The organism is Thermobifida fusca NBRC 14071 = JCM 3263 (assembly GCF_001592045.1).
Classification (GTDB): Bacteria; Actinomycetota; Actinomycetes; order Streptosporangiales; family Streptosporangiaceae; genus Thermobifida; species Thermobifida fusca.
The window spans coordinates 25,930-40,660 of record NZ_BCWB01000037.1; the positions used below are offsets into that span (position 1 = coordinate 25,930).

The 14,731-nt window shown below is 65.4% G+C and carries 8 protein-coding genes; all 8 read right to left on the reverse strand.

All coding sequences use genetic code 11. The annotated features are described in order from the left end of the window. Positions 1-9: 9 nt before the first annotated feature. Positions 10-480 carry a 30S ribosomal protein S7 gene (rpsG, locus tag TF1_RS08230; protein WP_011293073.1) on the reverse strand — a complete coding sequence of 157 codons (471 nt, stop codon included), beginning with the start codon at positions 478-480 and terminating at the stop codon, positions 10-12. Then, positions 481-852: a 30S ribosomal protein S12 gene (rpsL, locus tag TF1_RS08235; RefSeq protein WP_011293074.1), complete on the reverse strand. Its 372-nt coding sequence runs from the start codon at positions 850-852 to the stop codon at positions 481-483. 481 nt (positions 853-1,333) lie between these two features. Beyond that, on the reverse strand, positions 1,334-2,317 hold the full coding sequence (locus TF1_RS08240; RefSeq protein WP_016189241.1) for a DUF4190 domain-containing protein: 984 nt from the start codon (positions 2,315-2,317) through the stop codon (positions 1,334-1,336). Positions 2,318-4,401: 2,084 nt separating this feature from the next. Continuing rightward, positions 4,402-8,277, reverse strand: coding sequence for a DNA-directed RNA polymerase subunit beta' (locus TF1_RS08245; RefSeq protein WP_011293076.1), 3,876 nt, complete (start codon positions 8,275-8,277; stop codon positions 4,402-4,404). A gap of 31 nt (positions 8,278-8,308) precedes the next feature. Continuing rightward, complete coding sequence (rpoB, locus tag TF1_RS08250; protein ID WP_011293077.1) at positions 8,309-11,776, reverse strand: DNA-directed RNA polymerase subunit beta; 3,468 nt, start codon at positions 11,774-11,776, stop codon at positions 8,309-8,311. Positions 11,777-12,504: 728 nt separating this feature from the next. Next, a complete protein-coding gene (gene rplL, locus TF1_RS08255; protein WP_011293078.1) occupies positions 12,505-12,897 on the reverse strand; it encodes a 50S ribosomal protein L7/L12 in 393 nt (130 codons plus the stop codon). A gap of 132 nt (positions 12,898-13,029) precedes the next feature. Next, entirely contained in the window at positions 13,030-13,557 is a 528-nt protein-coding gene (rplJ, locus tag TF1_RS08260) for a 50S ribosomal protein L10 (RefSeq protein ID WP_011293079.1), read from the reverse strand. 461 nt (positions 13,558-14,018) lie between these two features. Beyond that, positions 14,019-14,726, reverse strand: coding sequence for a 50S ribosomal protein L1 (gene rplA / locus TF1_RS08265; RefSeq protein ID WP_011293080.1), 708 nt, complete (start codon positions 14,724-14,726; stop codon positions 14,019-14,021). Between the last annotated feature and the right edge of the window lie 5 nt (positions 14,727-14,731).

Consider the following 14,731-nt stretch of genomic DNA (forward strand, 5'->3'; position numbering starts at 1 on the left):
CCGCGGGGGTTACCAGCGGTAGTGGGCGAAGGCCTTGTTGGACTCCGCCATCTTGTGGGTGTCCTCACGTCGCTTGACAGCGGCGCCAAGACCGTTGCTGGCGTCGACCAGCTCGTTCATCAGACGTTCGGTCATGGTCTTCTCACGGCGCAGACGCGCGTACTGCACCAGCCAGCGGAGCGCCAGGGTGGTGCTGCGCGATGCGCGGACCTCGACCGGTACCTGGTAGGTGGCGCCACCAACACGGCGGCTGCGCACCTCGAGGGTGGGCTTCACGTTGTCGATGGCCCGCTTGAGGATGACCAGGGGGTCCTGCCCGGTCTTCTCCCGGGCACCCTCAAGAGCGTTGTAGACGATCGACTGGGCCAGGGATCGCTTACCGTCCCGCAGCACCTTGTTGATCAGTGCAGTGACCAGAGGCGATCCATAGACCGGGTCAGTCATCAGTTGGCGCTTCGGCGCCGGACCTTTGCGCGGCATTTACTTCTCCTTCTTGGCGCCGTAGCGGCTACGAGCCTGCTTGCGGTTGCGAACGCCCTGCGTGTCGAGTGCGCCGCGAACGATGCGGTAGCGCACGCCCGGAAGGTCCTTCACACGGCCACCACGCACGAGCACGATGGAGTGCTCCTGGAGGTTGTGGCCGACGCCGGGAATGTAAGCAGTGACCTCGATCTGGCTGCTCAGCCGGACACGAGCGACCTTCCGCAGCGCAGAGTTCGGCTTCTTCGGCGTGGTTGTGTAGACACGTGTGCACACGCCGCGACGCTGAGGGCTTCCCTTGAGCGCCGGAGTCTTGTTCTTCGAAACCTTGGTCTTACGGCCCTTACGGACCAACTGCTGAATCGTGGGCACCGCGTCTCCGTACTTCCCTCTTGACCTACGCCGGTTCCATAGTCATTGGATGCGCTATGACCTGCTGGATTTCCCGCTCCCCCCGACCCCCGCGCTCGGGCGTGTCGCCCCAGTTTCTAAGCACAGTGGAGCACTACACCCGACCGGTGGTCGATTGTTGTGGGAGGAGGTGTCACGCGCCGCTCTCCCCGTCGCCCGCATGCACAGGGACAGACACAAAAAGCGCACACGTGTGACCCGTAGACTCACGGGCACGAAGTTGGAGACTACCGAACCCCGATCACCCGGTCAAAATCGGGGTGACCTGGTCCGGTGTCCGCACTCCGCAGCCTCATGCTGCCGTAGGTCTTCTTCTAGTGTACGGCGTGTCAAGAGTGGTCGCGTTGATTTTTCGGTCCCCACGGACACGCTTTTCCCCAGCGTCAGCGAATTTTCGGTAAACCTCTCCTCTCCGCTGATGCCGGGGAAATGCCATGCCGACTCAGAACAGCAACACGTAGCCGACCACAGTGAGCACGCTCACAACAATCCCAATTGTCGCAAGTATGGTACCTGCTTTGACGAGTTGTTCGCCTTCAAGGTGTCCCTGGGAGTCGCGAATGTTCTTCTTCGCTTTGGGCCCCAGAACCAGGGCGACGACCGCCGGCAGGAGGCCGAGGCCCGGGAGCAGGGCGAAGATACCAAGCCACAAGGTCGCGGTGGCCAAGCCTTCGGTCTCGGGCCACACATCGATGTTGTCGTAGCCGGGGTAGTCCGCGGCTGACCCGCCGACCGGCTCGGTGAACCCGGGGAACTCCTTGGCGATCTTGTCCTTCCGCCGGGAGGCGCGAGCACCCCGATCGCGGACCGGTTCGGGATAGTACCGGTCATCGACGTCGTCGTAGTACTCGTCGTCCCCACCACGCCGGTCGTCGTAGGAGCGGTCCCCTTCCCCGCGCCATCCGCTGTCGTAGTCCTCGTCCCGGTCGTAGCGGCGATCCTCCGGGTAGTCGTCGTAGTCGCGGTCGTCGTAATCCGCGTCCCGGCTGCGCCCGTCGTACCCCAGTTCGTCGTAGCGGTCGCCTTCGAGAACCTCCTCGCTGAGATCGGGAGGCAGGGGGACAGCCCCGGTGTTCTCCTTAACGATCCCTTCCGCGAGGTCCCAGTTGTCGGCTTCGCTCTGAGAGGCCAGTTCCTTGCTGCGGGCCCGGCTCTGCTCGTTGGCGATCGCCAGCAGGGGATCCGCAGTCGACTGCTCCGACGTGTTCTTCTCACCAGGAGAGTCGTGCCGGGTCTCCTCGGCGTCGGTGGAGTCCTCGGCAGCACCGTTCCACCGGTCGTCCGCGGAATCCCGGGACGTGAAATCCGTCGTCTTCAACGAATCCCACGCCGCAGTCGCCTGCGGGTCGTGCGAGCTCGACAAGGGGTCCGAGGAGGTGTCGGTTCTGGAAGACCGCTGGGCAGCGCGTTCCGCGATCTCGCGCACGCTGTCCGGGAGTCGGGGATCATCCCGGCTGAAAGCCCACGTGTTTCCACTGCCGGTACCCAGGGAGCCGCCCAGCGAGGACTCTGCCGCAGAGCGTGACTCTCCCTGGTCTGACGGCCCGTAGCTGCCAGCAGAAGCCCCGCCATCGCCCAACGGACTGCTGCCTCCGGTGCCCAGCCCACTCCACGTGGACTCACCCAGCAGAGAGTCCGCAGCAGACCGCGGCTCCTCCCGCTCCACAGACTCAGCACCACCAGCAGAAGCCCCGCTGCCATCCAACGGGCTACTGCTTCCGGTGCCCAACCCGCTCCACGTGGACTCACCCAACGGAGACTCTGCCGCAGAGCGTGACTCTCCCTGGTCTGACGGCCCGTAGCTGCCAGCAGAAGCCCCGCCATCGCCCAACGGACTGCTGCTTCCGGTGCCCAGCCCACTCCACGTGGACTCACCCAACGAGGGCTCCGACGTCGGGCGCGGCTCTTCCCGCTCCACAACGCCCGGAGCACCAGAAGCCCCGCTGTCATCCAGCGGACTGCTGTCTCCGGCGCCTCGACCGCTCCACGTGGACTCACCCAGCAGAGAGTCCGCAGCAGACCGCGGCTCCTCCCGCTCCACAGACTCAGCACCACCAGCAGAAGCCCCGCTGCCATCCAACGGGCTACTGCTTCCGGTGCCCAGCCCACTCCACGTGGACTCACCCAACGAAGACTCTGCCGTAGAACGTGACTCTCCCTGGCCTGACGGCCCGTAGCTGCCAGCAGAAGCCCCGCCATCGCCCAACGGACTGCTGTCCTCGCTCTTCGCACCGCCCCAGCCGGGGTAGGGCGCATTGGCCTGTGTGCGGTAGGGAGGCACGATCCGGTTGGGGGCAAGCGGCGACTGCGCTTTGTCTCCGGTAGGGATGCGGTACACGCTCGTGGGATCAGGCGGCCGGTGGGGCTGCCCTCCTGAAGCCTCCGTGCTCTGTCCGGCGGGCGCCGTATCGGTGCTGCTTGCCGACGGCGTGTAGGGGTTCCCGATACCGGCGGAGTAACCGGGGAGGGTGCTGTCCGGCTTAGCCGACGGCCAGCCACCGGTGGCCCCTTCCGGTCCGCTTTCCTTGCCTGAAGGCTCTGCAGCCGCAGCGGGCTCGGACGGCTGACGACCGAACTCGTAGCCCGAGGTGGTGCCCGGAGCCGGATCCTCCAACCGGTACGTGGCCCCCCGCTCGCCCTCTGTCTTCACCGTCCACGTTCCGGTGGTGGAGGAGCCGCTGGATGGAGCGGACTCGGGGGAGGATGGCGAGCGTCCGAACTCGTAGCCCGAGGTGGTGCCTGGAGTCGGATCCTCCAACCGGTACGTGGCGCCTTGGGGGGTTGACGGGGTCGACTCAACTCCGGGGGAGAAGGTCGAGTGCGACGCACCGGAGGGGGTCGTTCCCGAGGGGTACAAGTCTTCGGGGCGGTAGGAGCGGGTCGAGAGATCGTAGGCAGAGCCGGGGCCGGAATCGTCGTCCAGGTCCCTGTCCTGGCCCGAAGCGGCACGTTCGGTCCCACTTTCCGCAAAGTCACGGTACGAGGGGACCCGGTCACGGGGAGGAAGGTCGAAGGGGTAGTCACCGCCCAACGACGGTGCCTGCGCGTCTCCGGACAGTCCTGTCCCACTCAACGCCGGAGGATACGGTTCGGCCATGCCGGGGGCGCCGCCCTGGTAGCCGCCCAAGCCCGGATAGCCGCCGCTGTTCGGGTAGCGAGGGGCCGACGGCGTGTCGGGGCGGTCCGACGCTCCCGTGTCTACGGAACCATCCTGGTTCTTCTGCCGCTCTTCATAGGGGTCTCGGTACTGTGCCTGAGTCCGGTACCGCTCCTCGCTGGGCTGAAACCAGGAACTCGTCTGCCGTTGAGACCGCTCCTGTCCGCCACTTGGTCGGTCCGGCACTCCCCCGTGCTCCGTCACTGCTTGTTCTCCCGACCGCTTCGCGCGCTTAACAGATTCTCCCAGAGTGAGTATGTCAACCGGTAACGACGGACGGCGGTAGTGCTGCCCGTTGTGAGATGCACTACCGCCGTCGTTCAGCTCAGCGAGACGTCACCAATCGTTCCGGGTTACCTGTTGTAGGACCCGAAATCGTAGTCCTCCAGCGGAACGGCCTCACCGGATCCCTGGCCGAAGGTGTACTCACTGGGCTCCTCGTAGGAGGAAACCGAGTACATCGAGGCCTTGGCCTCCTCAGTGGGCTCAACCCGGATGTTCCGGTACTGCGGCATACCGGTACCGGCCGGGATGAGCTTACCGATGATGACGTTCTCCTTGAGACCGAGCAGCGGGTCGCTCTTACCGTGAATGGCGTTCTCGGTGAGCACCCGGGTGGTCTCCTGGAAGGAGGCCGCGGAGAGCCACGATTCTGTGGCCAACGACGCCTTCGTGATGCCGAGGAGGACGGGACGAGCCGAAGCGGGTTGGCCGCCTTCGGCCACGACGCGGCGGTTGATCTCCTCGAACTTGGGACGTTCGATCATTTCGCCCGGCAGCAGCTTAGTGTCACCGGACTCGAGGACGTTCACCCGCTTGAGCATCTGCCGCACGATGATCTCGATGTGCTTGTCGTGGATCGAGACACCCTGCGACTTGTAGACCTCCTGGACCTCGGAGACGAGGTGCTGTTGCACCGCGCGCGGGCCGAGGATCCGCAGGATCTCGTGCGGGTTGACCGTACCCTGGACGAGCTGCTGACCGACTTCGACGCGCTGCCCGTCTTGGACAAGCAGCGGAGCCCGCATGGGCACCTGGTAGCTGACCTCGTCGGAGCCGTCGTCCGGGACGACAATGATCTTACGGCTCTTGTCGGTCTCCTCAATCCGGACCCGGCCCTCCACTTCGCTGATCGGGGCCACGCCCTTGGGGACGCGGGCCTCGAACAGCTCCTGGACACGGGGCAGACCGTGGGTGATGTCCTGACCCGCCGTACCACCCATGTGGAAGGTACGCATGGTCAGCTGGGTACCGGGCTCACCAATGGACTGGGCGGCGATGATACCGACAGCCTCACCGACGTCGACCGGCTTGCCTGTGGCCAGGGAGCGGCCGTAGCAGGTGGCGCACACCCCGATCTTGGACTCGCACACCAGTGCGCTGCGGATGCGGATCCGGGTGACCCCGGCGGCGAGCAGCTTGTCGATCAGCGCCTCGGTAGTGTCGCTCAGCTTGGTCGCGATGACCTTGCCGTCGACCACCACGTCTTCGGCGAGAGTCCGGCCGAAACCGGTGTTCTCGACGTTGTGCTTGCGCACAATCGTGCCGTCGGGGCGCCGTTCGCCGATCTCCTGCCACAGGAAACGGTCAGTGCCGCAGTCGACCTCGCGGACGATGACGTCCTGGGCGACGTCCACGAGACGACGGGTGAGGTATCCGGAGTCGGCGGTACGCAGCGCGGTGTCCGCCAGACCCTTCCGCTGGCCGTGGGTGGAGATGAAGTACTCCAGCACCGTTAGGCCCTCGCGGTACGAGGACTTGATCGGCCGCGGAATCGTCTCACCCTTGGTGTTGGAGACCAGGCCGCGGATAGCGGCGATCTGCCGGACCTGCAGCGGGTTACCGCGGGATCCGGAGTTGACCATCATCCAGACCGGGTTGTCCGGAGGCGAGTTCTCCTCCATGTCCTTGGCCACTTCGTCCGTGGCCTTGGTCCAGATGTGGATCAGCTCCTGGCGGCGTTCGTCGTCGCTGATCAGACCACGCTCGTACTGGCGCTGGATCTTCTGGGCCTGCTGCTCGTACTTGTCGAGGATCTGCTGCTTGTTCGGCGGCGGGATCACATCGCTGATGCTGATGGTCAGCCCCGAACGGGTCGCCCAGTAGTATCCGGCGTCCTTGAGGGCGTCCAGGGTGGTAGCCACCTGGACCTTCGAGTACTTCTCCGCCAGTTCGGTCACCAGCGCGGACAACTGCTTCTTGCCCATCTGCTGGTTGACGAACGGGTAGTCCTCGGGCGTGGTCTCGTTGAACAGGTACCGGCCGAGGGTGGTCTCCAGGATGTACGGCTGGCCCGGCTGGTAGTCCTCGGGCGGCTCCCAGTTCACCGGCGGCACCGTGTCGCCCTCGACCCGCAGTTTGATCTTCGCTTGCAGGTCGAGTTCGCCGAGGTCGTAGGCCATGATGGCCTCGCCGATGTTGCTGAACGCCCGGCCTTCTCCCTTCGCACCCTCCTTCATGGTGGTCAGGTAGTACAGGCCGATGACCATGTCCTGGGTGGGCATGGTGACCGGCTTGCCGTCGGAGGGCTTGAGGATGTTGTTCGTGGCGAGCATCAGGATGCGCGCCTCGGCCTGGGCCTCCGCCGACAGCGGCAGGTGGACCGCCATCTGGTCGCCGTCGAAGTCCGCGTTGAACGCGGTGCAGACGAGCGGGTGGATCTGGATGGCCTTGCCCTCGACCAACTGCGGTTCGAACGCCTGGATGCCCAGGCGGTGCAGGGTCGGCGCCCGGTTGAGCAGGACGGGGTGCTCGGAGATGACTTCCTCCAGCACGTCCCACACCACGGGCCGGGCCCGCTCCACCATGCGTTTGGCGCTCTTGATGTTCTGCGCATGGTTCAGGTCGACCAGGCGCTTCATCACGAACGGCTTGAACAGCTCCAGCGCCATCTGCTTGGGCAGGCCGCACTGGTGCAGCTTGAGCTGCGGGCCGACCACGATGACCGAGCGGCCAGAGTAGTCGACGCGCTTACCCAGCAGGTTCTGGCGGAACCGTCCCTGCTTGCCCTTGAGCATGTCGGACAGGGACTTGAGCGGACGGTTGCCCGGACCGGTGACGGGGCGGCCGCGGCGGCCGTTGTCGAACAGCGCGTCAACGGCCTCCTGGAGCATGCGCTTCTCGTTGTTGACGATGATCTCGGGCGCGCCGAGGTCGAGAAGCCGCTTGAGCCGGTTGTTGCGGTTGATGACCCGACGGTACAGGTCGTTCAGGTCGGAGGTGGCGAAGCGGCCACCGTCGAGCTGAACCATGGGACGCAGGTCCGGCGGGATCACCGGGACGCAGTCCAGCACCATGCCCATCGGGCTGTTGCGGGTGTTGAGGAACGCCGAGACGACCTTGAGCCGCTTGAGGGCGCGGGCCTTCTTCTGGCCCTTGCCTGTGCGGATGATCTCGCGGAGCTTCTCGGCTTCGGCCTCCAGGTCGAAGTTGGCCAGCCGCTCCTTGATCGCCTGGGCGCCCATACCGCCGCGGAAGTACTTGCCGAAGCGGTCCCGCATTTCGCGGTAGAGCTGCTCATCGCCTTCGAGGTCCTGGACCTTGAGGTTCTTGAAGCGGTTCCAGACCTCTTCGAGGCGGTCGATCTCCCGCTGGGCGCGGTCGCGGATCTGCCGGATCTCCCGCTCGGCGGCCTCGCGCACCTTGCGGCGGGCATCCGCCTTGGCGCCCTGTTCCTCCAGTTCGGCCAGGTCGGCTTCGAGCTTGCGGTGGCGCTCCTCGATCGCGGAGTCGCGGCGCTGCTCGAGGTGCTGCCGCTCGACGGAGATCTGGGCTTCCAGGGACGGCAGGTCGCGCTCGCGGGCCTCGGTGTCCACCCAGGTGACCATGTAGGCCGCGAAGTAGATGACCTTCTCCAGGTCCTTGGGTGCGAGGTCGAGGAGGTAGCCCAGGCGGCTGGGCACGCCCTTGAAGTACCAGATGTGGGTGACGGGAGCGGCCAGCTCGATGTGGCCCATGCGTTCCCGCCGCACCTTGGCCCGCGTGACCTCGACACCGCAGCGTTCGCAAATGATGCCCTTGAAGCGGACCCGCTTGTACTTACCGCAGTAGCACTCCCAGTCCCGGGTCGGACCGAAGATCTTCTCGCAGAAGAGTCCGTCCTTTTCGGGCTTGAGGGTCCGGTAGTTGATGGTTTCCGGCTTTTTGACCTCGCCGTGCGACCACTGACGGATGTCGTCAGCGGTCGCGAGACCAATCCGGAGCTCGTCGAAGAAGTTGACGTCGAGCACTTAATTCGTCCCCTGCTCTTGGATCGCGGAATCAGACCTCTTCGACACTGCTCGGCTCACGCCGACCAAGGTCGATACCCAGTTCTTCGGCCGCACGGAAGACGTCTTCCTCGCTGTCGCGCATCTCGATGGACATGCCGTCGCGGGAGAGAACTTCCACGTTGAGGCAGAGCGACTGCATCTCCTTGATGAGCACCTTGAAGGACTCGGGGATGCCGGGCTCGGGGATGTTCTCGCCCTTGACGATGGCCTCGTAGACCTTGACGCGACCGTTGATGTCGTCGGACTTGATGGTGAGCAGCTCTTGCAGGGCGTAGGCAGCGCCGTAGGCCTCGAGCGCCCACACCTCCATCTCGCCGAAGCGCTGTCCACCGAACTGCGCCTTACCACCCAGCGGCTGCTGGGTGATCATCGAGTACGGGCCGGTGGACCGGGCGTGGATCTTGTCGTCCACGAGGTGGTGCAGCTTCAGGAAGTAGGCGTAGCCGACCGCGACCGGCTCCTTGAACGGTTCGCCGGTGCGTCCGTCGTACAGCTTGGCCTTGCCGAACTTGTTGACCAGGATGTCGCCGTCCTGGTCGGGCAGGACGCAGCTCAGCAGACCGCTGATCTCGTCTTCCCGGGCACCGTCGAAGACGGGCGTCGCGACCTTGGAGTTGGGCGGTGCCTCGTGTGCCCCGATGTCACGCAGCCGGCGCTTCCATTCGGCGTCGTCGCCTTCGACCTTCCACCCGTGTTTCGCGAGCCACCCGAGGTGCATTTCCATGATCTGGCCGATGTTCATCCGGCCAGGCACACCCAGCGGGTTGAGCACGATGTCCACGGGGGTGCCGTCCTCCAGGAAGGGCATGTCTTCCTTGGGGAGGATCTTGGCGATGACACCCTTGTTGCCGTGCCGTCCGGCGAGCTTGTCGCCATCGGTGATCTTGCGCTTCTGGGCCACGTAGACGCGGACCAGTTCGTTCACGCCCGGAGGAAGCTCGTCGCCTTCCTCGCGGCTGAAGACGCGCACACCGATGACCTTGCCGGACTCACCGTGCGGCACCTTCAAGGAGGTGTCGCGGACCTCGCGGGCCTTCTCCCCGAAGATCGCGCGGAGCAGGCGCTCCTCCGGGGTCAGCTCGGTCTCACCCTTGGGCGTGACCTTACCGACGAGGATGTCACCGTCGACGACCTCGGCACCGATGCGGATGATGCCGCGTTCGTCGAGGTCGGCGAGGACTTCCTCGCTGACGTTGGGGATCTCGCGGGTGATCTCCTCGGGGCCCAGCTTGGTCTCGCGCGCGTCGACCTCGTGTTCCTCGATGTGGATCGAGGAGAGGATGTCCTCTTCGACCAGGCGCTGGGACAGCACGATGGCGTCCTCGTAGTTGTGGCCCTCCCAGGACATGTACGCCACGAGGAGGTTCTTGCCGAGCGCCATCTCACCGGCCTCGGTGGACGGTCCGTCGGCGAGCACCTGGCCTTCCTCGACCCGCTGGCCTTCTTCGACGATGGGGCGCTGGTTGAAGCAGGTGCCCTGGTTGGTGCGGCGGAACTTGTGGACCCGGTAGGTCTTGCGGGTGCCGTCGTCGGCCAGGACGGTGATGTAGTCGGCGGTGACGTCCTCGACGACACCGGACTTCTCCGCCAGGATGACGTCGCCGGCGTCGGTGGCCGCGCGGTACTCCATACCGGTACCCACGAGCGGGGCCTCGGCACGCAGCAGTGGCACCGCCTGACGCTGCATGTTGGAGCCCATGAGCGCCCGGTTGGCGTCGTCGTGCTCCAGGAACGGGATCATGGCGGTGGCGACCGACACCATCTGCCGCGGGGAGATGTCCATGTAGTGGACTTCTTCCGCGGCGACGGACTCGAACTCCCCGCCCTTGCGGCGTGCCAGCACCTGGGACTCCGCGAAGGTCCCGTCGGGGTTGACCGGGGTGTTCGCCTGGGCGATGACGTACCGGTCCTCTTCGTCCGCGGTGAGGTAGACCACCTCGTCGGTGATCCGGCCGTCGACCACCTTGCGGTAGGGGGTCTCGATGAACCCGAAGGAGTTGACCCGGGCGTAGGCCGCAAGCGAGCCGATGAGGCCGATGTTCGGGCCTTCCGGTGTCTCGATCGGGCACATGCGGCCGTAGTGCGACGGGTGGACGTCGCGGACCTCGAAGCCCGCCCGCTCACGGGACAGACCGCCCGGTCCCAGCGCGGAGAGGCGGCGCTTGTGGGTCAGGCCGGCCAGCGGGTTGGTCTGGTCCATGAACTGGGAGAGCTGGCTGGTGCCGAAGAACTCCCGGATGGAGGCGACGACCGGACGGATGTTGATCAGCGTCTGCGGCGTTATCGCCTCGACGTCCTGGGTGGTCATGCGCTCCCGGACGACCCGTTCCATGCGGGCCAGCCCCAGGCGGACCTGGTTCTGGATGAGCTCACCGACGGTGCGCAGCCGGCGGTTACCGAAGTGGTCGATGTCGTCGACCTCGATCGGGAAGGTGCCGTGCGGACGCACCAGCTCCTTCTCCCCGGCGTGCAGCCGGACGAGGTAGTCGACGGTGGCGACGATGTCCTCTTCGGTGAGCGTCCCCTGGGTGATGTCGATCTCCAACCCCAGCTTCTTGTTGATCTTGTAGCGGCCGACCTTGGCGAGGTCGTAGCGCTTGGGGTTGAAGTACAGGTTTTCCAGCAGAGCCTGCGCGGCCTCCTTCGTGGGAGGCTCGCCCGGGCGGAGCTTGCGGTAGATGTCCAGCAGCGCGTCGTCGGTCCCCGCAGTGGGGTCCTTCTCCAGGGTGGCGCGGATGGACTCGTACTCGCCGAAGCGTTCCAGGATCTGGTCGGTGGTCCAGCCCAGCGCCTTGAGCAGGATGGTGACAGCCTGCTTGCGCTTGCGGTCGATACGGACACCGACGAAGTCGCGCTTGTCGATCTCGAATTCCAGCCAGGCTCCACGGGACGGGATGATCTTGCACCCGTAGAGCTCCTTGTCGGAGGACTTGTCCATCTGGCTGTCGAAGTACACGCCAGGCGAGCGGACAAGCTGGGAGACGACGACACGCTCGGTGCCGTTGATGATGAACGTGCCCTTGGCGGTCATGAGCGGGAAGTCGCCCATGAACACCGTCTGGCTCTTGATCTCACCCGTGTCGTTGTTGATGAACTCCGCCGTCACGAACATCGGGGCGGAGTAGGTCATGTCCTTGTCCTTGCACTCCTCTTCGGAGTACTTGGGAGGCTCGAACCGATGGTCGCGGAACGACAGCGACATCGTGCCCGAGAAGTCCTCGATCGGACTGATCTCTTCGAAGATCTCTTCCAGGCCGGACTGCTCCGGAATGTCCTTACGGCCGGCTTTGCGGGCCGCTTCGACTCGGGCACGCCACCTCTCGTTGCCGAGCAGCCAGTCGAAGGACTCGGTCTGCAGGGCAAGGAGGTTCGGGACCTCAAGTGGTTCCTTGATGCGAGCGAAAGAAACGCGGTTCGGACCAAGGGCGTTAGCGGAGGCGATGCGCGAGGCTGCCAACAGGGGTCCTTCCGAAGGCTTGTGGCGGTTGATGCGCGCGCACGCCGGACGTTCCAATGCCGAAGAGCCACCAGACAGGGGTGGATCTACGGGTGCGAGAACCGTGCGGGCCGGGCTAGGTCAGTTGAGGATCAAGCCCGCAGACACACGGACTCTCCACAGGAAACGTCAAAGGGCAGCGCAAAAGGGCAGTGTAGCCGAATGCTACACCGCTGTCCACCAGTGTGCCTCGCGGCCACTCAAAGACATCTGGCAGCATCCCTGTTGCGGGCCGATTCGTCAAGCCCAGAGAGGGCATTCCGACCAGTTCCGGCAGAGTGAGAGGATACACAGCCCCTAAGAGGTGTGAGCTAATCAACATCGGGGAAAGAAGAAAAGTTCACGGTGTCGTCAAGAAATCCCCACTTCTCTGCCAGCTTCCCGGTTCGTCCGGCCCCACCGGGGGACGCCGCCGCACGAGAAGGCACGGTCAGCACGGCACCGCCCCGGTACCGCGCCCCGACTCACCCTCGGGGTTGCCGCTGCCCCTCGCCTCGCTGCACTACCCATCCACGCGATCGTGATTTAAATCACACAATCGTGGTAGAGGGCTCTCTGGCCCACTGTCGTGTTCTCCCCTGCCGCCGGCCACGCAGGCGCTCCCGGACACGCTCCCCGTGCCGCAGCCCAGAAAACAACGAAGGCGGCCGCCCCGCAAGGGGCAGCCGCCCGCCATAGCCGAAAAAGGCTTACTTCAGGGTCACGGTAGCGCCGGCACCCTCGAGGGCAGCCTTGGCCTTCTCCGCGGTCTCCTTGTTGACGCCCTCCAGCACCGGCTTGGGGGCGCTGTCGACCAGGTCCTTGGCGTCCTTGAGACCCAGGTTGGTGAGGCCGCGGACCTCCTTGATGACCTGGATCTTCTTGTCGCCAGCGGACTCGAGGATGACGTCGAACTCGTCCTTCTCCTCCTCAACAGCGGCCTCGCCGCCACCGCCACCGGCGGGAGCAGCGGCAACCACCGCAGCAGGAGCAGCAGCGGTGACGTCGAACTTCTCCTCGAACAGCTTGACGAACTCGGAGAGCTCCAGGAGAGTCATCTCCTCGAACGCGCTGAGCAGCTCCTCGTGGCTGAGCTTCGCCATGGTTGAGATCTCTCTTTCTCTACCGGCAGCCGCGCTCTGCGACGCGGCACCGAGCCTGCAACGCCGACGCGGACTGCGCCGGCCACGGACAGAAGATGCGGAACCTCCCCCACCGCGGGGAAGGCCGCGAGTCTACTGAGACTCCCCTCGCTTGTCCGCCAGCGCCTGGACCAGCCGCACAGCCTTGGACGGCAGCGCCTGGAACACGGCGGCAGCCTGGCTCTGCTTGGCCTTGAACGCGCCAGCAAGCTTCGAGAGGAGCACCTCGCGGGATTCGAGATCGGCCAGCTTGGTGATCTCTTCGGGCGTCATCGGCTTGCCGTCGATGAGGCCGCCCTTGATCACCAGCGCCGCGTTCTCCTTGGCGAAGTCACGCAGCCCTTTGGCTGCCTCCACCACGTCGCCCTTGACGAAGGCGATGGCGGAGGGACCCTTGAGCAGGTCGAGGACCTCGCTGTCCGTCACGCCGGCCTCTTTGGCCGCGATCTTGGTCAGCGTGTTCTTCGCCACACGGAAGCGTGCGTTCTGGCCGAGGCTGCGACGCAGCTCGGTGAGCTGCGCAACAGTGAGCCCGCGGTATTCGGTCAGCACGGCGCCGCTCGAGGTCTGGAATTCCTCCTTGAGCTCGGCGACCACTGCTGCCTTATCCGGCCTCGGCATGGGTCTCCTTCCAACGGTGAACACCGGTCGAGATCCCCGTGCGGCGAGCAGCGCGGTCGCGAAAGAATAAAGCCCCGGCACAAGCGCAGCGGGGCCCAGGATCGCGGACGCGGTGGACCACGTCACGGATCCGGAAGCTCACAGCAACCTGCGCGGGCCGCCCGACTGTTGCGGGACCTTAGGCCACCTCACGGGTGACGACCAGCGGTCTTCGGCAGTGTTCCATGCTAGGCGATAAGCAGAGCCGAGTCGAACGGGATCCTGCCCACACCATCTCAGCCGCAGCTCCGGGCACCTGCCCGCCCCGCCGTTCTGCCCCAGCGCTAGGGCGGAAGCTGCACCGTGCCAGGACATTGCCCAGATCGCGCATCCCACCTAGCGGCGTATATATGGCGCAATTCACAGAAAACGGGCGCCTCGACAGTGTCGAGTGCGCCCGTTACCACCTCTGCGCTGAAACGTCAGGCAGCCTTCGCCGCCTCACGCGTGGCATTCGGGTCGACCGGGATACCAGGGCCCATCGTGGTGGTCAAGGTGATCTTCTTGATGTAGCGCCCCTTCGCAGCGGACGGCTTGAGCCGCAGCACCTCGTCGACGGCGGCCAGGTAGTTCTCCAGCAGCTTCTGCTCGTCGAAGGAGACCTTGCCGATGATGAGGTGGAGGTTGCCGTGGCGGTCGACGCGGAACTCGATCTTGCCGCCCTTGATGTCGGAGACCGCCTTGGCCACGTCCATGGTGACCGTGCCGGTCTTCGGGTTGGGCATGAGGCCGCGCGGACCGAGGATGCGGCCCAGGCGACCGATCTTGCCCATCATGTCGGGGGTGGCCACGACCGCGTCGAAGTCGAGGAAGCCCTGCTGGATCCGCTCGACCAGGTCGTCGTCGCCCACGTAGTCGGCGCCTGCGGCCCGGGCCTGCTCGGCACGCTCACCGGCAGCGAAGACCAGGACCCGGGCGGTCTTGCCGGTGCCGTGGGGCAGGTTGACGGTGCCGCGCACCATCTGGTCGGCCTTACGCGGGTCGACACCCAGCCGCATAGCGACCTCGACGGTCGCGTCGAACTTGACGGTGCTGGTCTCCTTGGCCAACCGGACAGCTTCGGCGGGCGTGTAGAGCCGAGTGCGGTCGATCTGCTCAGCCGCCTTGCGGTAGCTCTTGCTGCGCTTCACGGGTA

Coding starts and splice junctions, on each gene's coding strand:
- rpsG (WP_011293073.1), bottom strand. CDS start 480: ATGCCGCGCAAAGGTCCGGCGCCGAAGCGCCAACTGATGACTGACCCG.
- rplL (WP_011293078.1), bottom strand. CDS start 12,897: ATGGCGAAGCTCAGCCACGAGGAGCTGCTCAGCGCGTTCGAGGAGATG.
- rplJ (WP_011293079.1), bottom strand. CDS start 13,557: ATGCCGAGGCCGGATAAGGCAGCAGTGGTCGCCGAGCTCAAGGAGGAA.